Consider the following 23,444-nt stretch of genomic DNA (forward strand, 5'->3'; position numbering starts at 1 on the left):
TAGCGGAGCCATGGCCGCCTACACCTCGCTCGTCGAGACCGACGACGAACCGTCCAGAACGCTCGTGAATTCGAATCGAGACTCACGTGACCGTTCCACCGTACCGACCCAGGACACTCGAGAGGATCGCACGCTCACCTCGCCTGAGCAGGAGCGACGCGCTGCTCTCTGCACATCCGAGCGTCGCCGCGACCTCGGTGAGCGGTGCCTTTCGGGGAACCTCGTAGTATCCAAGCGCTAGTGCCGTCGTCACGGCTTCGTGCTGTCGGTCGGTCAGCGCACTGATGGGCGTTCCACCGCCCCGGGTGTAGGTCCCGATCTCGTTGACCGTCGCCTCGATCTCGTCGTGGAGGTCGTCCAGCAATTCCTGGAGGTCGTCCCCGTCACCGACGATCGTCATTCGCATGTCGGCTTTCTCGTCGAGTCGGATCGGTGGGACGATCACGAGACGACGGTCGTCGAACGCTCTGCGCCACCTCCGGACCTCGGGGCGAGTTTCCTGGCAGACCCAGAGGTGAAAGGACCGCTCGTCGATCGGTGTGAGCTGGTACTCGAGGATCGACTCGACCTCGTGCAGGGCGTCCCGATATCGATTTGCGTCTGCCTCCAGGTAGAACAGTTCGTACTCGAGGCTGCGTTCCGGGTCGATGTTCCAGGTGAGGAGTTCCTCGTACTCGACGGCGTCTTCGTTCCGGACGAACGCTGCCAGCGGGTGGAGCATGCACTCGGGCAATCGTAGCTGTACGTCGAGGTATTTCACGGTGTGTATCGATCGACACGATCGGGGCTATAAAAAGCCGCTAGGCTATTCGACCGAAGAACGATCGGTTCGAGACGTGTACGTAGCAATATGAGTTCGCCAGATCAGGCCAGCGGGCGAAACGGGACGGCGGAGACGACGACCGGAACACCACTCCCACCGGGTCCATCCGGGGACCCGGTCGTGGGGTGCCTCCGTCCGTTTCTCCGCGATCCGTTCTCGTTCTACGACGACCTCGCCGAGTTCGGGGACGTCGTGCGGTGGCAGCTTCCTGGTCGCAGGTTCACCACGCTCTTTCATCCGGACCACGTCGAACGGGTACTGGTCGCCGAATCCGATCGATTCGAACGGAACGTCGCCGGTGACTTCCAGGTCGACTTCGCCCCCGAGGGACTCCTGTTGAACCGGGGTGAGCAGTGGCGAACCCAGCGTACGCTGATGCAACCCGCGTTCACGATGGATCGCATCAGATCGTACGCGAATCCGATGGTCGAGTACGCCGATCGAACGGCCAGGCGGTGGGACGACGGTCAGGAGGTGGCACTCAACCGCGACTTCTCGAATCTCACGCTTCGCATCCTCACGAAGACGCTGTTCGACCTCGAGGTCGGCGCTGACGGAGACGACGACGAAGCGGTCGTCGCCGCGGCCAGGGCGATCAACGAGCGCGTCGACGTGAGCCGTCTCACGTCGTTTCTCCCGACCTGGATCCCGACACCGACGAACCGACGGTACCGGCGCGCACTCGCCGACTACCGGGAACGGGCGGACGGACTGATCGAGGAGCGTCGCCACGACGGAGCAGGCGGCGAGGACCTGCTCTCGATCCTGTTGCGCGCCGAGGGCCCCGACGGTGCGACCCTCTCGGAGGAGGAGATACGCGACAACCTGATGACGTTCATGTTCGCCGGACACGAAACGACCTCGCTCGGTCTCACCTACGCGTTTCTCCTCCTGTCCCAGCACGACGACGTGCTGGACCGCCTCCGTCGGGAGCACGAGGAGGTGCTCGGCGACGAGTCACCGTCGTTCGACCACGTTCCCGCTCTCGAGTACACCGAGGCCGTCGTCAGCGAATCGATGCGGTTGCATCCACCTGCACACATCATCACGCGACGAGCAAAGGAAGACGCTGTCATCGACGGCTACCGGATACCCGAGGGAACCATCGTGACACTCCCACAGTTTCGGATTCACGTCGACGATCGGTTCTACGACGATCCCGACGCGTTCCGACCCGAACGATGGCTCGACGGTTCGGCCGACGAGCGTCCCGAGTACGCCTACTTCCCGTTCGGGGCCGGTCCACGACACTGCATCGGGATGCGCTTTGCCATGCTCGAGATGCAACTCGTCGTCGCAGTGCTCGCTCGACGCTTCGATTTCGAGTTGCTGAGCGATCCCGATCCGGACGTGACGGCTGGCGGGACACATCGTCCCGTCGAGGACGTGCGCGTTCGTCTGCACGACCGCTGAACCGGGCGTCTGCTGTACGTGACTCACTCACTCACTCACTCACTATCGAGTTAACACACCACGCGTGTGCCACGCGAAGCGTTTTGCACGGACTCTGGGTAGCCCCGAGTATGGCCACGTACGCCTCACTCGTCCGAACCGCCGACCGGGACGTCCAGAACGCACAGGAACTGGCGTCGATCTGGGGCGAGATACGGACCGAAATCGCCGAACACGAGGCCGAACTGCTCGACTCCTACGCCGTCCTCGGGGAGTGGGACTTCCTCGTCGTCTTCGACGCCCCCGACCGGGAAGGGGCGTTCAAGGCGGCGTTGACACTGCGCAGACACGACCTGTCGGCCCAGACGATGCCGGTCACCGACACCGACGCGTTCGCTCACCTGGTCGACGAAATCTGATCGGCACCTCGTAACGATAGCTGTGAGTCGTTACCGCCGCAACCGCGAACCGTCTCTCGGTTGCGTCGGTAACCAGTCACAGCCATCATTATCACGCGTCGTCCCGTTCGATCGCGACGACGCGAGCGTTCTCGTCGATCGTGACCGCGAGTCGGTCGCCCTCGAGCGAGACGTCGATCCGTAGCCGCACGGGGTCGTTCTCCAGGACGGCCACGGCGTCGTCGTCGAGAAACTCGAGTTCCCAGAAGCGCCGATCACGCAGGTCGATCCCGTGATCCCAGTGAAACGAGACGACGGCGGGGTGGTCGACGATCGCGAGACCGACGGGAACGCGCGCGACTGGCCCGCACTCGGGACAGGCCACGACGAGCGAGTGCGCCCACGGTAGCTTCTTCGTGCGCTCGACCGATCGATCCGTCGGTCCGTGACAGTACGCACAGACCCCGTCGATCATCAACTCGACGTCGGCCAGCCAGACCGTGGCCATAGTGTCGACGATCGCCTCCATCTCCCGGTCGGCGACGCCGGACGGACGGAGCGCGTGTTGAAAGAGCAGCCGTCCCTCGTCGTCGGACACCTGAACGCGGCTGTCGTCGTACACCGCAGTCAGCGGATCGTCGCCGTCGGCGAGCGGCGCAGTCCCGACCTCGACCGGACCGCGCTGCTCGTGGGTCGCCCACGCGCCGACCTCGATGGCCTTCGCGATCTCGAACCCGGCGAACGTCACCCGATAGCCGTCAGCACCGCGCTCGACGAACGTCCCGCGGAGTTCGCCGAGGTGGTAGTTGAAGTTCCCCTTGTCGCGGATGCCGACGCGCTCGCGCAACGTCGAGTACGAGAGTTCGCTCTCCCAGCCGTTCGAACGCAGGTGCTCGGAAAGCGCTCGGACGATCTCGAGGCGCGTCTCGTTGCTTACGATCTCGAACGGATCGACCGGCGTCGACTCGTCCACTTCGTGTGCGGGGGTAGGCATACGGCGAACTATGATCTGTCTCACGTTTTGACACATAAATATTTTAAGAGTAATCGATTGCTCCGAGCGTATTTGACGATCGGTTGGCAACGGGCTGATATGATCGCCCCCGTCACGATCGCTCTCTGTCACGAGTCGCCAGCCACCTCGTCGGATCGCGGATCGACACCGACTCGAGTCCGTTACCGGGGTGGGAGACGGTGACCGACCGCGCGATCGTCGCCGAGGAACTCACGAAACGCTACCGCGACGACCTCGCCGTCGACGGCCTCTCGCTGTCGATCCAGCCGGGATCGGTGTACGGCTTTCTCGGCCCGAACGGGGCCGGCAAGACGACGACGATGCGAATGCTGACGTCGCTTACGACGCCAACTGCCGGCAGCGCCACGGTCGCCGGCGTTCCGATAACCGATCGTGGATCGCTCACCGAACGGATCGGCTACCTGCCCGCCGATCCGCCCGTGTTCGAGGAACTCACCGGCCGAGAGCACCTCCGGTACGTCACCCGGCTCCACGAACTCCCCGAGGACGCCACGCGACGGCGGGTCGAGGACTTGCTCGAGCGGTTCGACCTCCTCGAGGACGCCGATCGGCGCATCGCCGGGTACTCGACGGGAATGCGCAAGAAAGTCGGAATCATCGGCGCAGTGATACACGAGCCCGACGTCGTCTTTCTCGACGAACCGACCAGCGGTCTCGATCCGCGCGCTGCCCGGACCGTCCGGAACACGCTCGCCGCACTCGCGGACCGAGAGATGACCGTCTTCCTCTCGACGCACGTTCTTCCCGTCGTCGACGAACTCGCCGACGTCGTCGGCGTCATCGACGACGGCACGCTCGTCGCCGAGGCCCCGCCGGACGAACTGAAACGACGCGTCGAGACGACTGGCGACGCGAGCCTCGAGGCGGCATTTCTGGACGTGACTCGAACTGACCAGCAGGCTCGAGACCGACGCGAGCCGGACGAAAATCGGCGTGATATCGATGCGTAACGACGGCGAGACGTCTCGTGACGGTCACGTCCCGTCGATCGGCGTCGGCCTCTCGATCGCCAGGGTCGAGATTCGCCGGGTCGTTCGAAAGCTCCGGGAGCAGGACGTCTGGCTCGCCGTCTTGCTCCTCGGAGCTGTCGGCGTCTTGCTGTCGTTGCCGATCCTCTTTGGACTCTCGAGAGAGTGGGGCGTGGACCTCGAGGCGGGCGACACTGCCGTGGCATCTACCGTCGCGATGGCTCTGGCCATCGTGTGGCTCCTGTTCGCGCTCTTTGCGGTCGTAAGCGCCGTCGGCGAGTACGGCGAGATCGACAACGAATCCGGGATGTTGACGATTCGTCCACCGAAGGACGTCGCTTGCGGCCTCTTGCTGTCCGCGACGATCTGGTACGCCCCGTTCGCGTTCGTCCCGCTGGGCGTCGGATTCCTGGGTCTGTCCGTCGGCGCTGGGTCCCCGCTGACGCTCGTCAGCGGTATCGTCACCACGACGACCCTGCTCGTCACTGCCGTCGCCACTGGATACCCGATCGGCCTGGCGCTCAAGGGCGTGATTCGCCGCTCAGAGCGCCTCTCGTCGCTCAAACCGATCCTCGCGGTCGTCGTCGTTGTCGCGTACGTCTGGATCATGGCCACCGGCAAGCTCCTGGTGATCGCCGAGACGCTCGAGCCGGTGTTGCTCGCCCCGCCGCTCGGCTGGCTGGGTGACCTCGCCCTGGTGACGACGCCGGGTGCCGACGTCTCGATCGCACGCGCCGCCGGAGCGCTCGTCCTCGCCGTCGTCGTCCTTCCGGCTACGGCGCTCGGAACGACCGCCAGCGCACGATACACGTGGTACGTCGATCGGGCGTGGGACTCTCGCGAGGGCGACCGGCACGGCGACGACCACTCGTCTCCGGGCCGGGTCGCTGCCACGCTCGCGCTCGTCTGCCGTCGACCGGGCACGCTCGGCGTCGCGACCACGACGCTGGTCCGCGCCTATCGCGCACCGCTCCAGCTGGTGTTCGCTGCCGTCCCCCTGCTCGGTGCGTTGCCGCTTTTCGAACGCGTGATCGCCACCGGCACCGCCCCGCCGTTCGTCCCGTGGGTCGTGCTCCTCTACGGCGCGTGGGCAGCGGGAACGGCGTTCCCGCTCAACGCGCTCGGAAACCAGGGGTCGACGCTCCCGACAGTGTTGACCGCTCGAGCCGACGGCGCGTGTGTCGTCCACGGGACCGTCGTCGCTGCGGTCGTCACCGTCACGCCGCTGACGGCCGTCGCCGCGGTCGGGATGGGGTATCTCGCCGGCCGCTCGCCCGCAGTCCTGTTGCTCCTCACAGCACTCTCTCCCGTCGTCGTCATTGCCGGCGCGGTACTCGCTGCCGGCCTCGGCGCGCGGTTCCCACGGTTTCGGTCGATCGACGTCGCGGGTTCACGAACCGCAGTGCCGCCCAGCAAGTCGGCGTTCGCACTCTTCTCGCTTCTGATCACACTGGCCGTCTACGCGGTCGCCGTTCTCGCCGACGAGACGATTCGCTCGCTCGCGGTCGTCGTCCTCTCCGAGCGCCTGCCGTACGACCTCTCGATCACCGCGGCGACGCTCGAGACCGTCGCCTCGGTCGTCGTCCCGCTGCTCGCGCTCGCGGTTCCGGCGGCGTACCTGCTTGCCGTCCGGCGAATCGACGCGTATCGACTCGAGTGATACCGTCTACCATCGACGCCCACGAATCAGCGCACGACCGGTCACCGGGTCGTCTCCGAAAATAGCGGTCCCGATCGTTACCGTACTTTCTCGCCGAGGTCGGCGTCGCCGTGAGTCGTCAGCAGGTCGGCCTCCTCGCCCGCCGCGAGGATCATACCGTTCGACTCGACGCCGAACAGTTCGGCCGGCTCCATGTTCGCCAGCAACACGACCTTCGTGCCGGGCAGTTCGTCGAGGTCGTGCAGTTGCTTGATCCCGGCGACGACCTGTCTGGTCTCGAAGCCGATGTCCACCTCGAGACGCGCCAGGTCGTCTGCGCCCTCGATGCCTTCGGCGTCCTCGATCCGCCCGACGCGGATGTCCAGGTCCTGGAACTCCTCGAAACTGATCCGGTCTTCGAGCAACGGCTCGAGATCGTCCGTCTCTGCCATATCTTTCTCTTCGTCCGACCCCGTGTCGTCGTTTTCGGTTTCCTCCGCGCCCGCGTCCCCAGTCGCCTCCGCGATGCGCTCCTCGAGTTTCGCCTCGAGTTCCTCGACGCGCTCGTCTTCGATCTTCTCGAAGAGCTCGTCGGGTTCGTCGAAAGTTCGCGGCGGGGCCTCGAGTGCGTCCTCGAGGTGGGCGTCGGCGACGTCGCCGTCCTCCCCGAGCTGTTCCCACAGCGTCTGGGCCTTGCCGGGAGCGATCGGCTCGATGAGCACGCCGACGGCCTTCGCGATCTGGACGCAGTCGCGGATGACCTGTGCCGCCTCGTCGGGCGAATCGTCGGTGAGCTTCCAGGGCTCGTTGCGCTGGATGTACTCGTTGCCAAACTGTGCGAGGCGGGTGGCGGCCTGGCCGACGCCGCGCAGCGAGTAGTCGTTGACGGCCTCGCGGACCTCGCCGATCGCACCCTCGATGCGCTCTTCGACGTCCGCCGAGACGTCCGTCTCCGGCGTGCCCTCGTAGTTTCGCTGGGCGAAAAGCAGGCTCCGGTAACAGAAGTTCCCGATCGTGCCGACGAGTTCGCCGTTTACCTTCTCCTGGAAGGCCGACCACGAGAAGTCGACGTCCTGCTGGAGGCCGCCCGTGGTCATCAGGTAGTATCGCAGCAGGTCGGGGTGGAAGCCTTCCTCGAGGTACTCGCGGGCCCAGATCGCCCGGTTGCGGCTGGTCGAGAGCCCCTTCCCGTCGATCGTGATGAAGCCAGTCGCGGCGATCCCGCGTGGGGCGTTGTAGTCTGCCCCCTCGAGCATCGCGGGCCAGAAGATCGTGTGGTGCTGGATGATGTCCCGGCCGATGAAGTGGACGACCTCGCCGTCCTCGTGCCAGACGTCCTCCCAGTCGTACTCGTCTGTGCCGACGCGGTCGGTGTACTGTTTGGTCGAGGAGATGTACTCGATGGGCGCATCGACCCAGACGTAGAGGACGAGGTCGTCTTCGCCGTTCGGATAGTCGATTCCCCAGTCCATGTCGCGAGTGATACACCAGTCCTGGAGCCCCTCCTCGATCCACTGACGGGGCTGGTTGCGCGCGTTCGAGGTTCCCTCGAGGTCGTCTAAGAACTCGGTCAGGTAGTCGGCGAACTCGGAGACGCGGAAGAACTTGTGCGTGCGCTCACGGTACTCGGCCGGGTTACCCGTGATCGAACTCTGTGGGTTCTCGATCTCGCCGGGCTCCAGGTGTCGTTGACAGCCCTCGTCGCACTCGTCGCCGCGGGCTTTCGCGCCGCAGTACGGGCAGGTCCCGACGACGTAGCGGTCGGGGAGGTACTGGTCGGCCTCGGGGTCGTAGGCGACCTGGATCTCCTTCTCGTAGACGTACCCCTCCTCGTCTAAGGTCCGGACGATCTCCCTGGTCGTCTCGGTGTTGGTCTCGTCGTGGGTGTGCCCGTAGTTGTCGAACTCGACGGCGAACTGCGGGAACGTCTCCTCGTACTGTTCGTGCCAGCGCAGCGCGAACTCCTCGGGGTCGACGCCCTCTTTTTCGGCGTTGACCGCGACGGGTGTCCCGTGCATGTCCGACCCGCAGACGTAGGCCGACTGCTGGCCCAGCGTCTGCAGGGCGCGGTTGAACGCGTCTGCACCGATGTACCCCCGCAGGTGACCGATGTGGAGGTCGCCGTTGGCGTACGGCAACCCACAGGTCACGACTGCGGGTTCGTCAGTCGGAAAGTCGTCGTGGCTCATGTGTGTGGTGACTCGGTGGCGGGCGTAAAACCCGCCGGTTTCGTTTTTCGTCTGCTCTGTCGTTTCCGGTCGGGTTTCGACGCCGCGCGAGAGCCGTATGACCGGCGTGAACGCGACGACTCCGCCCGGCGACGGGGCTGGCGCTACGTGCGCATAGAACGAGCGTCGGGAACGACAGCCACCGTCATCGTCTCGCTCGTCGGTACTCCCCGCCCGGTCAAAAACGTTGTTCTCTCGAGTCCGCCATCAGATCGTCACTCGTGGTCTGTGCGTTCGCGAGAGCTGTTGTGGTGCTATCATAATGATCGGAAATGAAAAATACGTAAAATTATACGTTCGGCGTGCGTATTCTGGTTTCACGACGTCGAAACAGGACGGTTCTAGACATTTCAGTCTAAAACGTGAAAAACAGAGGTTTTTACCCGCTCCGCGTCCCCGACTCGTGTATGAGTTCCGTAGACGTCCCGCGTGAAAAGTGGGCGACACGTGTCGGGTTCATCCTCGCGGCCGTCGGGAGCGCCGTCGGCCTCGGCAACATCTGGCGCTTTCCGTTCCAGGTCGGACAGGAAGGTGGTGGCGCGTTCGTGGTAATCTACCTGCTGTTCGTCCTCGGAATCGGGTTCCCGGCGATCCTCGTCGAGTTCGTCATCGGCCGGCACACCGAGCGAAACCCGGTCGGTGCGCTGAAACGACTGGGCAGCGGCGTTTGGACGTACGTCGGGTGGCTGTTCGTGTTCACCGGCTTCGTCATCCTCTCGTACTACAGCGTCGTCGGCGGCTGGACGCTCCGGTACTTCGCGCTCGGACTCCAGAACGGGTACGTCGCCGAGGTCGAGGCGGCTGGTGCACAGTTCGGCGGATTCGCGACCGGCCTCGACGCGATCCTCCTTCACGCCGTCTTCATGGGTGCCGTGATCGCCATCGTCGGGATGGGGGTCCGGCGGGGGATCGAACTCGCGGTGAAGGTGATGGTCCCTGCGATCATCGTCATCACGCTCGGCATGGCTGCCTACGCGTTCAGCCTCGAGGGGGCGAGTGAGGCGTACTCGTACTACCTCGCGCCCGACCTGAGCCTGATCGCCGCCGAGTGGACGAGCATCCTCCCCGCCGCGGCCGGGCAGGCGTTCTTTACCCTCTCGCTGGGGATGGGCGTGATGATCACCTACGCCTCGTACATCGGCGAAGACGAGAACCTCGTCCAGGACGGAGCGATCATCCTCGGGTTCGACACGCTGATCGCCTTCACCACCGGGCTGGTCGTCTTCCCGATTCTCTTTACCGCCGGCGTCGACCCCGCCAGTCCCGGTGCCGGGGCGATCTTCGTCAGCCTCGCCGCGGCGTTCGCCGACATCCAGTTCGGCTGGCTGCTCGGGGCCGTCTTCTTCGGCACCGTCGCCATCGCCGCCCTCTCGAGTGCGATCAGCATCATGGAGGTCCTCGTCTCCTACCTGATCGACGAGAAAGGCGTCGATCGCAAGGTCGCGACGGTCGTCCTCGGCGGCGGACTGTTCCTCCTCGGCATCCCGTCCGCACTGGATCTGACGATGCTCAACCTCTTCGACCTGCTCGCCAACGGAATCTTGCTGGTGCTCGGCTCGCTGTTGCTCGCGCTGTTCGTCGGCTGGATCGCGACCGGCTTCGCCGTCGACGAACTGCAGCGGGGAATCAGCGGTGCCGGCACGTACGGTAACGTCTGGATCTGGCTCGTCCGGATTCCGGTCGTCGCCGTCTTGCTCGTCGTCCTCGCACTGGGAATCGTCGAATACGCGAACTTCCTGACGGGCGACTTCACGGAGTGGCTCGCTGACCTCTGAACCGGTCCGCAGACGGCGAGATAGCCGCTCACTCTCCCGTCTCGTTTTCTGCCGTCCAGACGTCCGGGAGTAACTCGAGTCGACCGCCGAGTTGCAGCCCCAATCCGAACAGTATCGACGCGAGAAAGACGGCGAGAACGAGCGGCCGATCGGAACCGAACCCGAGCGCGACCGCGCTGGCGACCCACGCGAGCCAGCCGAGCGCCTCCCAGACGTGTCCCGCCGAGAACCGCCAGAGGGCAAGCGAGAGGACGAAACCACCGAGCAGCGCCGACAGGACGACCGCCTCGAGGTCGGCGACCGTTGCCGTCGCGACTATCGCACCGAACCCGACGACGGCGACCCAGTCGAATCGATTCATTGCTATGCGGACGTCCAGTTCGGACGAAAAACGTGTGTCGATTCGTCGTGTCGGTGCGGCAGAAATCGCCCGTCCAGGGTCAGCGCCGCCTGCAGGTATCGACGCCGACGACCTGGTAGAGCAGACACAGTCGGGTCATGCCGGTCGCGAGGAAGACGAGACCGATGACGAGTGCGACGGCCCCGACGACCGTCCCAAGCGAGAGGATGTCCGCGAGTGCGCCGACTCCGAAGACGACGAGGAGCGATCCAAGCATGAGCCGTGCTGTCCGGTCGAATCCGCCTACGTTCGCTTCCATACGAGAGACTTCGGCGCGAGTCTGATAACTAATTTGATCGAGAATCTAACAACAGACTGATCAGTCGTCGCTCGAGACCGCCACTCGAGTCCGGGCGGCGAGTCGGTCGACGTCGGCGACGAACGACTCGAGCATCTCGCGAGTGACGTGGGGCATACAGACGACGCGCAACTCGCCGTCGCCGGTCCGGGAGATGCGCCATCCCTCCCCGCGGAGCGCCTCGAACAGCGGTTCGGAGATCGAGGCCGCCACGAGCGGGAGTTCGGGGTCGACGACGTCGAATCCGCGCTCTGTGAGGGCGTCTGCGAGCCACTCGGCGTTCGTCTGCGAGCGGTCGTACTGGGCGTGGTAGCCTCCAGGCCACAGTTCTTCTATCGCTGCGACGGCGCTCGCGACGCCGCCGCCCGACCGGGTGCCGGTGAGCGTCGCCTGCGAAGTCGACTCGAGGTAGGGCGTGTCGACGGCGAGTTCGTCGAACAGCGCCTCCTCGCGGGCGAGCAAGCCGCCGGCCGGGACGGCCGCCTGTCCCATCTTGTGGGGGTCGATCGTCATCGTGTCGACGGGGGCGTGCTCGAAATTCCATTCGTGGTCCGTAAACGGGAGGACGAACCCACCCCACGCGGCATCGACGTGGAACAGGGCGTCGACCTCCTGTGCGGCCGCGGCCAGTTCAGGGATCGGGTCGACGCGGCCGTACTCGGTCGAGCCCGCGACGCCGACGACGAGTGCGGTGTCCTCGTCGACACACTGGGAGACGGCGTCGACGTCGGCCCGCAACCCCTCGTCGAGCGGAACGACTCGCAACTCGACGCCGAGGACGTTGGCCGCCTTCCGGAAGCTGAAGTGGCCCGACGCCGGCATGACGACGTTCGGGTCGTCCGTCGATGCCTGATTCCGGGCGATCCGGACCGCCTGGATGTTCGCTTCCGTGCCACCGCTCGCGACGTAGCCGGCGGGATCGGCGAGACCGACGATCTCGCCGAGGTGGGCGATCGCCTCCTCCTCGAGGGTCGCGACGGTCGGGTAGGTTCCGGGATCGCCCGGATTGGTCGCGAGAAATCGTTCGGCCGCCTCGCGCGCTGCCGGGTGCGGTCGGGTACACATCGACGAGAGCACCCGGTCGAACGCTTGCGGCTCGGCCTGCATATCACCGAAATAGAGACTCTGCGATTTATTCGTTGTGTTTGCTGATGGGACGGATTTCGCGAACGCGAAGTGGCGTCGTCTGGCCTGGGACGGACGAACCGATCAGCGAACGGAATCGAGCAACAGCTTCTGTTCGACGCGTTTGACCTCGTGTTGGACGTCACGCACCGCGTCGATGTTCGCCGAGATCGAACTCACGCCCTGCTTGACGAGGAACTGGGCCATCTCGGGTTTCGAGCCGGCCTGGCCACAGATGCTCGTGTCGACGCCGCGTTCGCGGCAGGTCTCGATCACGTCGCCGATGAGCCGCAAGACGGCGGGGTGGAGTTCGTCGAAGCGGCCGGCGACGTTCTCGTTGTTCCGGTCGACCGCGAGCGTGTACTGCGTGAGGTCGTTCGTCCCGAACGAGGCGAAGTCGATCCCCGCGTCGGCCATCTCCTCGACGCCGAGGGCGGCGGCGGGCGTCTCGATCATCACGCCCCAGCTGCGCTTCTTGGGGTCGATTCCCGCGTCTTCCATCAGCCGTTTCGCTCCGAGGACGTCCTCGGCGTCGTTGACCAGCGGGAACATGATCTCGACGTTGTCGTAGCCCATCTCGAACAGCCGGCGGAACGCCTCGAGTTCGTAGGCGAAGACGTCCGGCCGGTCGAGCGAGCGGCGGATGCCCCGGTAGCCGAGCATCGGGTTGTGTTCGTCGGGTTCGTCCTCGCCGCCCTCGAGCTGGCGGAACTCGTCGGTCGGCGCGTCGAGCGTGCGCACGCGGACGGGCCGCGGGTAGAACTCGTCGGCTACGTTGCGGATGCCGTCGACGAGTTCGCCGACGAACGCGTCTTCACCGTGTTCCTCGACGTACTTCGCGGGCGTCTGGTTCAGCGAGAGGATCATGTGCTCGATCCGGAGCAGTCCGACGCCGTCTGCGCCGGTCGCTGCCGCGCGCTGGGCAGCCTCCGGGATCGAGACGTTGACCTTGACCTCGGTCGCGGTCATCGGCTTGACCGGCGACTGGGGTTTGACCTCTTCGACAGGGTCGTGTTCAGTCTCGGTCTCCTCTCGCCCCTCGGTGATCGAGCCCTTGTCGCCGTCGAGCGTGACGACCTGCCCGTCCTCGAGGATCGTCGTCGCGTTGCCCGCGCCGACGACGGCGGGGACGCCGAGTTCGCGGGAGACGATGGCGGCGTGGCTGGTCATCCCACCCTCGTCGGTGACGATCCCGGCGGCGCGTTTCATCGCCGGCACCATGTCGGGCGTCGTCATCTCGGTGACGATGATGTCGCCTTCGCCGACCTTGTCGAGTTCGTCGAGCTTGCCGATGATCCGGGCTGCACCCGTCACCGCCCCCGGACTCGAGCCGAGGCCGTCGACGAGGACGTCGCCCGCACTGCCCGCGTCGGCGGTCGTCTCGGCCGTGACGCTACCACTGCCGTCGGTGACGCCCGGTGCGGCGTTAGCCCCCGACGAGTCGGCGGCCGTGGCTCCCTCGTCGCTGATCGTCGTGATGGGACGGGACTGCAGCATGTAGTCTTCGTCGTCGACCATCGCCCACTCGACGTCCTGTGGCGTCTCGTAGTGGTCTTCGACTTGCTCGCCGAGTTCGACCAGCCGTTCGATCTCCTCGTCCGAGAGGACGCGCTGGTCGCGTTTCTTCTCGGGGACCTCGCGTTCGACGGTCTCGCCGGTCTCCTCGTCTTTCTCGTGGAGGACCTTCTTGTCGGCGACGGTGACGTCGACCGTGCCGTCCTCGCGGGAGACGACGTAGTTGTCCGGCGAGACGGCACCGGAGACGACCGCTTCGCCGAGCCCCCAGGCCGCCTCGATGATCATCGTCGGCTCACCCGTCGAGGGGTGGCTGGTAAACATCACGCCCGACTTCTCGGCGTCGACCATCTGCTGGACGACGACCGCGATGTTGACCGCGGAGTGATCGAAGCCCTGTTCCTGTCGGTAGTAGATCGCCCGCTGGGTAAACAGCGAGGCCCAGCACCGCCGGACGCGGTCGAGCAGGTCGTCCGCGGTGACGTTGAGGAACGTCTCCTGCTGTCCGGCGAAGGAGGCGTCGGGCAGGTCCTCGGCGGTCGCCGAGGAACGGACGGCGACGAACGCCTCGCCGTCGCCCACGTCGCGGTACGCCTCGAGGATCTCCTCGCGAAGCGTTTCGGGAAACGGCGTCTCCGTGATCAGTTCCTGTGCGTGGTCTGCCGCCGCCGCGAGCGCACTCGAGTCGTCGACGTCGACGTCGACGGCCTCGAACAGTTCGTCGTCGATACCAGCCTCTTCGATAAACGAGCGATAGGTCCCGGCCGTGACCACGAACCCGGGCGGAACGGGCAAGCCAGCCCCTGTAAGTTCACCCAGAGAAGCGCCTTTGCCGCCGACCTTCTCCAGGTCGTCGGCGCCGATCTCGTCCAGCCAGAGTACAGCCATCTGTATATGCGTGGAAAGCGGAGCGAATAAAGAACCTTGCGAAGGGGGCGGCAGATTTTTAACTCGAGATCGAATGAGTTGGTCACACTCTCGCCACTTCTCTGGAATGTGTGTGTATATTTAACAAGATCTTATACGTCGTCAGTTCCAATCTCGATCGAGGGGGAGTATGATCGAAACCGTCAACCGATTCCTGTTTCGACACCACGACGCCGACGTCGTCTACGAGTGTCGAGAATGCGGAACGAGCGTCGACTCGGTCGACGACGAGTGTCCGTCCTGTGGCCGGACCGACGTCGCCACGTTCGTAACCAAGTGACTGGTGTACCGTCCGAGACCCCGTCCCGACGAACTGCTGGACGGGATCGAGTCGTCTCACGTGCGAGTCGTCCAGCGGCGGCGACGTCTACGACCTAGATGTAGTCGTTCTCGTTTAACTCCTCGAGGACGTCGTCGACGAAGTCGTCGACGCTCTCGTAGGGGAAGTCGCCGCCGGAGAGTTTGGTATTCAGTTCCATCGCCGTCATCGAGAAGTCGCCGGATTCGAACGTCGTTCCCGGGCCGTCGGGGAGCGCGGGGACGAGGTCCATCGGACTCGAGATCGGGTAGTCTGCGCCTTCGAACGCCTCGATCATCTGCTCGCGGAGTTCGGCTTCGTCTGCCATGACGTCCATGTGTTTCGGGGGATAAATAATAAATTTTCAGGTAGTTGGACAGGCGAGGCGAACGTCTCACACGTGACATTATGCGAATGGTTTCCCGCAACAATAATTACCTCTCGGAGACGTGTTCGAAGACATGGCAAAAGATACCGTCAGGTACCCTGACGACGTCGTCGACGAAATCGACCGACTCGTCGAAGACGGTATGTTCGAGAGCAAGTCGGAGTTCTACCGGTTCTCCGCGGAGTACGTTCTGACGCTCATCGACCCCGATCACGACGTCGAGACGTTCAACTTCGACGAGATCAAATCCGAACTGGACATCGACGAGCAGTCCCACGCCAGGGCGCTTGGCACCGACGGCGGGACCTTCTTTCTCGACGCTGTGATCACCGTCCGCAAGTACGGGCTCCGGGGCAACTACGAGGCCGCGGAGCGGTTTATCGACGACCACTACGACTCGACCGACCAGGAGTGTATCATCCTCGAGGAACTGCTCGGGACCTACCGCAACGGTACGCAAAACCGGACCGCGTGACTGCCGTTCATATCTCGAACGGACCGCCCAGCGCCGTGAGGTCGACGTGCTCGCCGACGAGCGCCGCCGCACGGTCGTACGGCGACGCCGCGCTCGTCGACGCGCCCGGACGAGTTCGCCCGGCACGGCGATAGACGACCTCGAGGAACGCCTCGCGGACGTTCCGGTTGTCGAACAGTCCGTGGAGGTACGTCCCCAGCACGTCGCCACGAGCCGCGCTTTCGGGTTCCAGCGGGGTGGCGACCTCGGCGAGCGCCCGCGTCCGCCCCGCGTGGATCTCGTAGCCAGACGCGGTCCCCGACGCGCCTGCGATCGGTCCCGTCCCGTCGACCGCGACCGTCGTTCGCTCGAGTCGCTTCTCGCCTTCGAAGGACGTCTCGACGGGCAACAGTCCGAGTCCCTCCACGACGTCGCGCTCGCCGGTCCCCTCGAGGGCGGCGTTCGTCACCCGTTCGCCGAGCATCTGGTAGCCGCCACAGAGCCCGACGACCGGGCCGTCGAACCCCTCGAGTGCGTCGCCGAACCCGGCCTCGCGGAGCGTGAGCAGGTCGTCGACCGTGTTCTTCGTCCCCGGCAGGACGACGGCGTCGGCGTCGGCGAGCGGATCGCGCCCGCGGGCGAGCACGTCGTCTGCGACCGGGACGTAGTCGACCCGAACGCCTGGAACCGCGGCGAGCGCCTCGAGGTCGGTCGCGTTCGAGATGCGCGGCAGACGGGGAACGGCGATCGTGACGCTTCGATCTGCCGGGACGCCGTCGTCGGCCCCTTCACGGGCGCGCTCGTCCGTCGCCGGGAGCGCCACGCTGTCTTCTTCGGGGAGGCCGGGGTCGTCGTAGGGCACGACGCCGAGGATCGGCACGCCCGTCCGCGACTCGATCTCGTCGATCCCCGGCTCGAGCAGCGTCGGATCGCCACGGAACTTCGTGATCACCGCGCCGACGACCCGCTCGCGGAGGTCGTCGGGGAGTAACTCGAGGGTGCCATAGAGGCTGGCGAACGCGCCGCCGCGCTCGATGTCGACGAGGACGACCACGTCGGCGTCGGCGAAGCGAGCCGTCTCGACGTTCGCCAGGTCCCGGTCGTGGAGGTTGATCTCCGCGATACTACCTGCACCTTCGGCGATCACGACCTCGTGATCGGCCGCGAGCCGACGGTAGGACTCCTCGGCCGCCTCTCGGGCCCGTTCCCAGTGATCCTCGTAGTAGGTTCCGGCCGAGAAGTGCTCGCGGGGCTCGCCCTGGACGACGAGCTGGCTCTCGCCGTCGCCGCGCGGTTTGAGCAACACCGGGTTCAGGTCGGTCGTCGGCGTGGTGCGCGCGGCACGCGCCTGAACGAACTGGGAGACGCCGATCTCGCCCCACTCGTGACCGTCCTCATTGGGGCGGACGACGACGCGGGCGTTGTTGCTCATGTTCTGGGCCTTGTACGGCGCGACGGCGACGCCGCGGTCGGCGAGGTGTCGACAGAGGCCGGCCGCGACCGTCGACTTGCCGACGTGACTCGCCGTGCCGGCGATCAGGATCGTCCGCGTCATTCGATCGATCGGAGGGTTTCGCTCGAGTGCTTTCGGCGTATCGGTTCGTCCGTCACGACCGGTACCAGATCACATCTGGTACCACAGCAGGTTCCAGTAGGCGAGCACCCAGCAGAAGGCGACGCCGGCGAGGGCGACGACCGTGTAGTGAAGCCGGACGAGCGGCCCCCACTGACGCTCGTACCACGCCCACGCGGTCAGCCCGACGGTCAGCGTGGCACCGATCGCCCCGAGCAGCGGGACAGCCAGCAGCAGGCGGAACGCGAGCGGATCGCCGAGCAAGAAGCTGGTCGGATCGCTCGCGAGGAGGGCGGCGAACGCTCCGACGAACGCGAGAAACGTCACGCTCGTCGCCCCCGCAACCCAGCGGGCGTACCGAAGCGGCGAGTTGCCGTCGACGGTGGCCGTCCCCCGGTAGCGTCGCCAGCCGGCGGCCAGCGGCCAGCCGACCGCAGCGGTGAGAAAGACCAGCGCCGAGATCCCGAGCAGTCCGAGCTGGACGAGCGGCCGTTCGCGCCTGGAGAGCCGCTCGAAGGCCGTGACCGGTGTGCTGTCGAGAAAGAGGTGCGTGATCTCGCCGTCCTCCTCGCGAAAGGCGAGTCGGTCGGGACCGTCGACTTCCTCGAACAGCAGCGGTTCGACTTCGACCCATCGCGTCGTCTCGCCGCCGAGGGGTTCGGTGACGAGTCGCCCCTCGTCGTCGACCGAGACGGAGATCGTCGAGGGGAACCCGACGAACTTCTCGGAGGTCGTGTACGGAATCCGGTTCGAGCGGTAGGTGCCGGCGATCGCGTCGGCTCGTTCCGGCGAGCCGTCCGGCGTCGGCGTCTCCGACGCCGATTCCGGGAAGTACCGCTCGAAGAACGCGTCGACGAACGCCTCTCTCGCGTCGATCCCGCCGACGCTGTTGTAGGAGACGAACACGCCCACGTCGCGTTCGGGGAGCAAAAACAGGAGGCTGTGAAAGAGCTCCGTGTCGCCGCCGTGACCGACCACGCGGACGCCGTTTCTGCTCATCTCGTAGAAGCCAAAGGCGATCCCGTTCAGTCGCTCGTCGTGGCCGAACCGCCGGCGGTGCATCTCCGCGACCGTCTCCGCCTCGAGGATCCGCCCACCGTCGACCGCGCCGTCTTGCAGGAACGCCCGCGCGAACGTCGCCATGTCGGTCGCCGTGGCGCTCATCGCCCCCGCAGGCGGGATGCCGACGTACTCGAACTCGCCCTCGCTGGTGCCGTCGGCTCCGTACCCCTTCGAGAGAGATCCCGCAAGGTCGTCGGGGACCGGCTGGGCGAACGTACTTCGTTCCATCGAGAGCGGCTCGAGGATTCTCTCCTCGACGACCGCCTCGAACGACGAGCCGGCGGTCTCGGCGACCAGCTGGCCGGCGAGCGCCGAGCCGTAGTTCGAGTAGGCCGCGAACTCGCCCGGCGGCCGCACCCGGGCCGGCATCTCCGTCCGGAGCACCGCCTCGAGTGGCTCCAGGTCCACCTCGTTCTGGACGAACGTTCCCCGGAGGCGTTCCTCGAAGCCGGGCGTGTGGGTCGCGAGGTGATCCAGTCTGATCGGGTCGTCGTACGTCTCGGGGAGGTCGACCGCCTCGAGCGCCGCGTCGACGTCCTCGTCGATCGCTACGTCGCCGCGTTCGACCGCCTGCATGGCGGCGGTCCAGGTGAACAGCTTCGACACCGAGCCGATCCGAAAGAGCGTCTCCTCGGCGTCGACCGGCGTTTCGGCGTCGACGTCGGCGTAGCCGTACCCTTTCGCGAACGTCTCGTCGCCGTCGACGATGGCGACCGTCGCACCGGCGACGTCGTGGTCCTCGAGGTGCGAGTCCATCACGCCATCGAGGAACGCCTCGAGTTCCTCGCGGTCGGCGAGGGGGCCCTCCTGTGTCGCGCTGGCGTCAGTCGCTGGCTGGCTCGAATCCGCAACTGCGGGTGCAACTGCCGCTGCACTGACGGCACCGATGCCCGCGAGAACGGACCGCCGCGTCGGGCCGCGTCGGGTCACCGTCCCCCGAATCCGGTCGGCGATCGATAACTCGTGCTCACGGCAAACGGTTCGTCGTCCTGGTAGAAATATCGTTTCATTGTACACGTTTCGACCGCCGCCTGTGCCGACCGCCGACGCCGCTCGAAGACGGCTCATAATGATGGCTGTGACTGGTTGCCGACGCAACCGCAAACGGTTCGCGGTTGCGGCGGTAACGACTCACAGCTATCGTTATCAGGCGGACTCCGCCCGTCCGGACCGGTACCGCCGACCCCAGCGCGGTCCCGCACGACTCGAGAGCGCGAGGCCGACGCCGCCGAAGACGAGTCCCGCACAGCCGAGCGCCGCGGCGACAGGTGCCGACGGCGGAACGACCACGAACCCGACGATCAGCGTCGGCACGAGGGCAACGGCGACGCCGACGGTGAACGCGCCAAAGCGGATCGCGTCGAAGAGGAACTCGTTGGGTGAGAAGCCGGCGACGTAGACGGTCAGCCCGTAGTAGTACAGCGAGTAGCCGGCGAGCAAGAACGCGCCGACGAGCGCGTCGAGTCTCGTCGCGTCGAACGCCACGACGGCGACGAGGTACGGTACGGCCATCGTCGGCGCTCCGACGAGGACGAACGCGGTCCGCTTGGCGTCGAAGACGGCCTCGACCGTCACCGGGTAGGCGAGATACTCCTCGACGGAGTCGAACTGGGTCAGCCAGTTGTACGTCGTGAACGCGGTGAGTCCGAGCACGCCGCCGAAGAAGATCCCCGGCGACGGTTCGATCCCCGTGATCGAGTCGACGACGTCGACCAGGAACGCGACCAGCGCGAGCAGGATACCCGCCGAGACGAACGGTTTGACGACGCCGCCGCTCGAGCGCGCGAGGTCGAGTAGCGTCTTCGCGATCAATCCGCCCTCGTCGGTCGGAAGCGCGTCCTCGAGTCGGGCAAAGCGGTCGCTCGCCGTCCGCGACGGTCGGCTGTAGGTCGGATCGTAGCCCGCGAGCGCGAGGCTGCCGACGGCGACGGCCGAGACCGCGAGGACGACGGTCGACCCGACCGGCCCGTCGTAGCTGACGAGTCCGTTCCACAGCACTCGGGTACCGCCAGTCGTCCAGACGGCGACGGCGACGAGGACGGCAGCAGCGACGATCGCCCAGCCCGGAACGCCTCGCGTTCTGAGGGCGATGGCCGCGACGGTGACGACCATGCCGGCGACGAACGCGAGAAACAGCGAGAGCCACAGTTCGGCCACGACGAGCGGTGCCGTCGCCGACGCGCCGATCAGCGGGACGATCCCGACCGCCATCGGCAGGACGAACAGTCCGCCGTAGTACAGCGCGTCTTTGACGAGGAAGGTCCCGAGCAGCCGTCGTCGCGATAGCGGCAGCGTCGTCGAACTCGAGAGTAAAAGCGTCAGTCGCCCGAAGACGTTCTCGAGCATGTCAGAGCCGGCGAAACCGGCCGTCCCGCTGTAGAGACCGAAGACGAGCGCGAAGACGTGCAGTCCGGCGACGAACTCGCCCGGCGTCGTCCCGGTCGCGTTTAGCCCGACCGCAGCACTCGCCGACAGCGCGGCGAGCAAGCCCGGAAAGAGCAGGAAGCGCCGGCCCCCGAACAGTTCGGCGTGGAGTCGCCACTCCTCGCGAAACAGCACCACGAACACCGTCCAGTCGACGCGACGACTCATGGCTGTCCCGTCGCCTGGGCCGGCACGTCTCGCGGGTCGGCCTCGTCGACGTGCGTCAGGAACGCCTCGAGTAGCGAGTCGCCGTCCTCGGATCCGTCCGTGAGGTCGCGCTCGGCGACGAGACGTCCGTCGGCGACGATGCCGACGCGAGTACAGACGTCCGCGGCGACGTCGATGTTGTGCGTCGAGACGAAGACGGCGTTGTCGTCAGCGGCGTAGGCGACCAGGAATCGCTTGACCTGTTCCTGGACCAGCGGATCGAGGTTCGCGAGCGGCTCGTCGATGAAGACCACGTCGGGTTCGTGGAGGAACGCCTGTGTGATCATCACTTTCTGTTGTTGCCCCCGGGAGAGGTCGGTGTGGAGCGTGTCGAGTTTGCTCCGAAAGCCGAGTCGACCTGCCCACGTTTCGACCCGCGACGTCACCCGGTCGGGAGCGATGTCGCGTACCTTCCCGACGAACTCGAAGTACTCACGCGGCGTGAGGAAACTCGGCGGTGACTCCTGTTCGGGGAGGATGCCGACGCGGCGTCGCGTCTCGATCGGCTCCGCGACGGGGTCGGTCTCGAGTACCGTCGCAGTCCCGCAGTCGGGGGTGATCTGTCCCGTCAGGACGCGGATCGTCGTCGTCTTTCCAGCGCCGTTCGGACCGAGAAAGCCGAACAGTTCGCCGCGAGACACGCTGACGCTCATTCCAGACAACGCGTCGACAGAACCGTACGACTTCTCGAGTCCGTCTGCCCGTATGGCGACCATCGAACGCCGAGACGTTCTCGGGTGACGATAATAACTGTGCTGGCAGCGGCGGACGCGACCGCTCCGTCGGTTCGATCGACTAGCGAGGTGAGAGACGTGCATTCAAGTTCGTCCGGGGTGCACACTCGCGCATGGCTGAAGAGGAGCTGGCAGCGCGGGTCGCCGACGTCCTGTCGGTCGACGGGGACTCGTTCCAGGAACGCGTCGAGGAGGACGCCGAGGTGATCAAGTCCGATATTCGAGACGGGGCGTTCGACAACCCACAGGCGATCGTCGGCCTCGAGTACGAGTTCTACGCGACCGACGCCGACGGATGCGCGCTGCGGCGGGTCCCCCGCCGGCTGCTCGAGTTGATCGGGTTCGAGAAGGAACTCGGCCTCCACAACGCGGAGATGACGACCAGTCCACAGCCGCTGAACGCATACGGACTGGCTGCCCAGGAGTCGGAGGTGAAAGCGCGCCTCCAGACGGCGCTCGACGTCACCGAAATCGACGGGATGCGACTCGTCAGCGACGGTCTGTGGACGCTCCCGCCGGAAGGCGAGCGCGCCTGCGACTACCTCACCGACAGCGTCGAGCGGACCGTCGGCGAGGGCGACGACGAGCGGACGATTCGCGTCGCGACGAACATGAGCAGCGCGGCGCGGTATCACGCGATGGCGAACACGACCCGCGCCGACGCTGCGGGGATGCGTATCGAAGCCCCGAACGTCTCGGTGTCGGCCGACACGGTGATGCCCGAGAGCCTGATCACGTCGATCCAGCCCCACTATCAGGTGCCCCACGCCGCCGACCTCCCGACGTACTTCAACTACGCGCTCCGGATCGCCGGCCCGCTGCTCGCGCTCGGCGTCAACTCGCCGTTTTTCCCGGCGGACTGTTACGACGAGGACGCCACGGCCGACGACGTCCTCGGCGACGCCTGGATGGAACACCGGATCAGCGTCTTCGAGACGGTTCTCAACGCTCCCTCGGCTGGCGCCGGGAAGGTGCGCTTCCCGCGGGACCTGGAGACCGTCGAGCAGGCCGTCGACCGGATCGTCGACGACGACACGTTCGTCCCGATGCCCGTCACGACGGGCGATCGCTTCGACGACCGATTCGCCCACTTCCGGCGCAAACACGGCACCTACTGGCGGTGGGTCCGGCCGGTCTTCGACGGCGCGACCCGATCGGCCGCGAACGCCCGGATCGAGTTCCGGCCGATCCCCGCCCAGCCGACCGTCCGCGACTCCGTCGCGTTCCAGGCCGCGTTCGCCGGCCTCTTAGAGAGTCTGACCAGGCTCGAGCATCCGGCGGTCGAACTCGACTGGGAACTCGCCCAGGAGAACTTCTACGCGGCGATGCGAGACGGTCTGTCGGCCGACCTCACCTGGATCACGAACGACGGCCAGGAGACGACCGATCACGAACGCCTCTACGAGGACCTGCTCGCCCACGCCGAAGACGGCCTGATCAACCGCGGGCTGACCGACGAACAGGCCGCGAAGTACCTCTACCCGCTCCGTCGGCGGGTGCGCCAGCGCGTGACGCCCGCCGGCTGGAAGTACCGCGAGGTCTCGAGTCGCGTCGAAGCGGGCGCGAGTCTCGCCGACGCGATTGCCGCGATGCAACGCCGGTACGTCGACCGGCAGTCGGCGACGTTACTCGAGGGGAGTTTCGCCGACTGGATCGGCGACTGATCTCCGCTCGCGGCGTCTCGAGTTACTCGAGACGTCTCTCGGCGTTCGTGGCGTCTTCGCTCGCGCTCGGTCGCCATCCCTCCGTTCCCCGCAGTCGACCGAAAACGGGCGGTTAC

General features: G+C 66.0%; 20 protein-coding genes. 8 read left to right on the forward strand and 12 right to left on the reverse strand.

Annotated elements, in window-relative coordinates; translation table 11 throughout:
- Nucleotides 1-82 precede the first annotated feature (82 nt).
- Nucleotides 83-760, reverse strand: a complete 678-nt coding sequence (locus MU558_RS11505) for a helix-turn-helix domain-containing protein (protein WP_246966415.1) — start codon at nucleotides 758-760, stop codon at nucleotides 83-85.
- Nucleotides 761-850: 90 nt separating this feature from the next.
- On the opposite strand from MU558_RS11505, the gene MU558_RS11510 reads away from it, so the two are divergent.
- A complete protein-coding gene (locus MU558_RS11510; protein ID WP_246966416.1) occupies nucleotides 851-2,236 on the forward strand; it encodes a cytochrome P450 in 1,386 nt (461 codons plus the stop codon).
- A gap of 110 nt (nucleotides 2,237-2,346) precedes the next feature.
- Nucleotides 2,347-2,634 (forward strand): GYD domain-containing protein, encoded by a 288-nt coding sequence (locus MU558_RS11515; protein ID WP_246966417.1) that lies wholly within the window; start codon nucleotides 2,347-2,349, stop codon nucleotides 2,632-2,634.
- 91 nt (nucleotides 2,635-2,725) lie between these two features.
- Here MU558_RS11515 and MU558_RS11520 read toward each other — a convergent pair whose 3' ends face one another.
- Nucleotides 2,726-3,607, reverse strand: coding sequence for a winged helix-turn-helix domain-containing protein (locus MU558_RS11520; RefSeq protein ID WP_246966418.1), 882 nt, complete (start codon nucleotides 3,605-3,607; stop codon nucleotides 2,726-2,728).
- 200 nt (nucleotides 3,608-3,807) lie between these two features.
- On the opposite strand from MU558_RS11520, the gene MU558_RS11525 reads away from it, so the two are divergent.
- Both MU558_RS11525 and MU558_RS11530 read left to right on the forward strand, forming a co-directional pair.
- The gene (locus MU558_RS11525) at nucleotides 3,808-4,599 is read left to right on the forward strand and encodes an ABC transporter ATP-binding protein (protein ID WP_246966419.1); all 792 of its coding nucleotides are present in this window, start codon (nucleotides 3,808-3,810) and stop codon (nucleotides 4,597-4,599) included.
- Nucleotides 4,592-6,277, forward strand: a complete 1,686-nt coding sequence (locus tag MU558_RS11530) for a hypothetical protein (protein ID WP_246966420.1) — start codon at nucleotides 4,592-4,594, stop codon at nucleotides 6,275-6,277. The genes MU558_RS11525 and MU558_RS11530 overlap by 8 nt, the downstream gene beginning before the upstream one ends.
- Before the next feature lie 77 nt (nucleotides 6,278-6,354).
- Here MU558_RS11530 and metG read toward each other — a convergent pair whose 3' ends face one another.
- Nucleotides 6,355-8,445: a methionine--tRNA ligase gene (gene metG, locus MU558_RS11535; protein ID WP_246966421.1), complete on the reverse strand. Its 2,091-nt coding sequence runs from the start codon at nucleotides 8,443-8,445 to the stop codon at nucleotides 6,355-6,357.
- A gap of 446 nt (nucleotides 8,446-8,891) precedes the next feature.
- On the opposite strand from metG, the gene MU558_RS11540 reads away from it, so the two are divergent.
- On the forward strand, nucleotides 8,892-10,259 hold the full coding sequence (locus MU558_RS11540; protein ID WP_246966422.1) for a sodium-dependent transporter: 1,368 nt from the start codon (nucleotides 8,892-8,894) through the stop codon (nucleotides 10,257-10,259).
- A 28-nt stretch (nucleotides 10,260-10,287) separates the two neighbouring features.
- Here the strand turns inward: MU558_RS11540 and MU558_RS11545 are convergent, their stop codons facing one another.
- From MU558_RS11545 to ppsA, 4 genes are all read right to left on the reverse strand, one after another.
- Nucleotides 10,288-10,620, reverse strand: a complete 333-nt coding sequence (locus tag MU558_RS11545) for a hypothetical protein (protein ID WP_246966423.1) — start codon at nucleotides 10,618-10,620, stop codon at nucleotides 10,288-10,290.
- Nucleotides 10,621-10,699: 79 nt separating this feature from the next.
- On the reverse strand, nucleotides 10,700-10,918 hold the full coding sequence (locus tag MU558_RS11550; protein WP_246966424.1) for a YgaP family membrane protein: 219 nt from the start codon (nucleotides 10,916-10,918) through the stop codon (nucleotides 10,700-10,702).
- 60 nt (nucleotides 10,919-10,978) lie between these two features.
- The gene (gene mfnA, locus MU558_RS11555) at nucleotides 10,979-12,064 is read right to left on the reverse strand and encodes a tyrosine decarboxylase MfnA (RefSeq protein ID WP_246966425.1); all 1,086 of its coding nucleotides are present in this window, start codon (nucleotides 12,062-12,064) and stop codon (nucleotides 10,979-10,981) included.
- Between the two features lie 102 nt (nucleotides 12,065-12,166).
- A complete protein-coding gene (gene ppsA / locus MU558_RS11560; RefSeq protein ID WP_246966426.1) occupies nucleotides 12,167-14,485 on the reverse strand; it encodes a phosphoenolpyruvate synthase in 2,319 nt (772 codons plus the stop codon).
- A gap of 169 nt (nucleotides 14,486-14,654) precedes the next feature.
- Between ppsA and MU558_RS11565 the strand changes: the two genes are divergently transcribed.
- Entirely contained in the window at nucleotides 14,655-14,804 is a 150-nt protein-coding gene (locus tag MU558_RS11565) for a hypothetical protein (protein ID WP_246966427.1), read from the forward strand.
- Between the two features lie 94 nt (nucleotides 14,805-14,898).
- Here MU558_RS11565 and MU558_RS11570 read toward each other — a convergent pair whose 3' ends face one another.
- Complete coding sequence (locus MU558_RS11570) at nucleotides 14,899-15,150, reverse strand: MTH865 family protein (protein WP_246966428.1); 252 nt, start codon at nucleotides 15,148-15,150, stop codon at nucleotides 14,899-14,901.
- Between the two features lie 133 nt (nucleotides 15,151-15,283).
- Here MU558_RS11570 and MU558_RS11575 point away from each other — a divergent pair, with 133 nt between their 5' ends.
- Nucleotides 15,284-15,685: a ribbon-helix-helix domain-containing protein gene (locus MU558_RS11575; RefSeq protein ID WP_246966429.1), complete on the forward strand. Its 402-nt coding sequence runs from the start codon at nucleotides 15,284-15,286 to the stop codon at nucleotides 15,683-15,685.
- A gap of 7 nt (nucleotides 15,686-15,692) precedes the next feature.
- Here MU558_RS11575 and MU558_RS11580 read toward each other — a convergent pair whose 3' ends face one another.
- From MU558_RS11580 to MU558_RS11595, 4 genes are all read right to left on the reverse strand, one after another.
- A complete protein-coding gene (locus tag MU558_RS11580; RefSeq protein WP_246966430.1) occupies nucleotides 15,693-17,219 on the reverse strand; it encodes a cobyric acid synthase in 1,527 nt (508 codons plus the stop codon).
- Nucleotides 17,220-17,288: 69 nt separating this feature from the next.
- Nucleotides 17,289-19,229: a serine hydrolase gene (locus MU558_RS11585; RefSeq protein WP_246966431.1), complete on the reverse strand. Its 1,941-nt coding sequence runs from the start codon at nucleotides 19,227-19,229 to the stop codon at nucleotides 17,289-17,291.
- A gap of 216 nt (nucleotides 19,230-19,445) precedes the next feature.
- The gene (locus tag MU558_RS11590) at nucleotides 19,446-20,891 is read right to left on the reverse strand and encodes a hypothetical protein (RefSeq protein ID WP_246966432.1); all 1,446 of its coding nucleotides are present in this window, start codon (nucleotides 20,889-20,891) and stop codon (nucleotides 19,446-19,448) included.
- Nucleotides 20,888-21,646: an ABC transporter ATP-binding protein gene (locus MU558_RS11595; RefSeq protein WP_246966433.1), complete on the reverse strand. Its 759-nt coding sequence runs from the start codon at nucleotides 21,644-21,646 to the stop codon at nucleotides 20,888-20,890. Before MU558_RS11595 ends, MU558_RS11590 begins: the two co-directional genes overlap by 4 nt.
- A 131-nt stretch (nucleotides 21,647-21,777) precedes the next feature.
- Between MU558_RS11595 and MU558_RS11600 the strand changes: the two genes are divergently transcribed.
- The gene (locus tag MU558_RS11600; RefSeq protein ID WP_246966434.1) at nucleotides 21,778-23,328 is read left to right on the forward strand and encodes a glutamate-cysteine ligase family protein; all 1,551 of its coding nucleotides are present in this window, start codon (nucleotides 21,778-21,780) and stop codon (nucleotides 23,326-23,328) included.
- Nucleotides 23,329-23,444: the final 116 nt, after the last annotated feature.

The sequence above is a fragment of the Natribaculum luteum genome (assembly GCF_023008545.1).
Taxonomy (GTDB): domain Archaea; phylum Halobacteriota; class Halobacteria; order Halobacteriales; family Natrialbaceae; genus Natribaculum; species Natribaculum luteum.

Coding starts and splice junctions, on each gene's coding strand:
- MU558_RS11510 (WP_246966416.1), top strand. CDS start 851: ATGAGTTCGCCAGATCAGGCCAGCGGGCGAAACGGGACGGCGGAGACG.
- MU558_RS11515 (WP_246966417.1), top strand. CDS start 2,347: ATGGCCACGTACGCCTCACTCGTCCGAACCGCCGACCGGGACGTCCAG.
- MU558_RS11520 (WP_246966418.1), bottom strand. CDS start 3,607: ATGCCTACCCCCGCACACGAAGTGGACGAGTCGACGCCGGTCGATCCG.
- MU558_RS11530 (WP_246966420.1), top strand. CDS start 4,592: ATGCGTAACGACGGCGAGACGTCTCGTGACGGTCACGTCCCGTCGATC.
- metG (WP_246966421.1), bottom strand. CDS start 8,445: ATGAGCCACGACGACTTTCCGACTGACGAACCCGCAGTCGTGACCTGT.
- MU558_RS11540 (WP_246966422.1), top strand. CDS start 8,892: ATGAGTTCCGTAGACGTCCCGCGTGAAAAGTGGGCGACACGTGTCGGG.
- MU558_RS11545 (WP_246966423.1), bottom strand. CDS start 10,620: ATGAATCGATTCGACTGGGTCGCCGTCGTCGGGTTCGGTGCGATAGTC.
- MU558_RS11550 (WP_246966424.1), bottom strand. CDS start 10,918: ATGGAAGCGAACGTAGGCGGATTCGACCGGACAGCACGGCTCATGCTT.
- mfnA (WP_246966425.1), bottom strand. CDS start 12,064: ATGCAGGCCGAGCCGCAAGCGTTCGACCGGGTGCTCTCGTCGATGTGT.
- ppsA (WP_246966426.1), bottom strand. CDS start 14,485: ATGGCTGTACTCTGGCTGGACGAGATCGGCGCCGACGACCTGGAGAAG.
- MU558_RS11565 (WP_246966427.1), top strand. CDS start 14,655: ATGATCGAAACCGTCAACCGATTCCTGTTTCGACACCACGACGCCGAC.
- MU558_RS11570 (WP_246966428.1), bottom strand. CDS start 15,150: ATGGCAGACGAAGCCGAACTCCGCGAGCAGATGATCGAGGCGTTCGAA.
- MU558_RS11575 (WP_246966429.1), top strand. CDS start 15,284: ATGGCAAAAGATACCGTCAGGTACCCTGACGACGTCGTCGACGAAATC.
- MU558_RS11580 (WP_246966430.1), bottom strand. CDS start 17,219: ATGACGCGGACGATCCTGATCGCCGGCACGGCGAGTCACGTCGGCAAG.
- MU558_RS11590 (WP_246966432.1), bottom strand. CDS start 20,891: ATGAGTCGTCGCGTCGACTGGACGGTGTTCGTGGTGCTGTTTCGCGAG.
- MU558_RS11595 (WP_246966433.1), bottom strand. CDS start 21,646: ATGGTCGCCATACGGGCAGACGGACTCGAGAAGTCGTACGGTTCTGTC.
- MU558_RS11600 (WP_246966434.1), top strand. CDS start 21,778: ATGGCTGAAGAGGAGCTGGCAGCGCGGGTCGCCGACGTCCTGTCGGTC.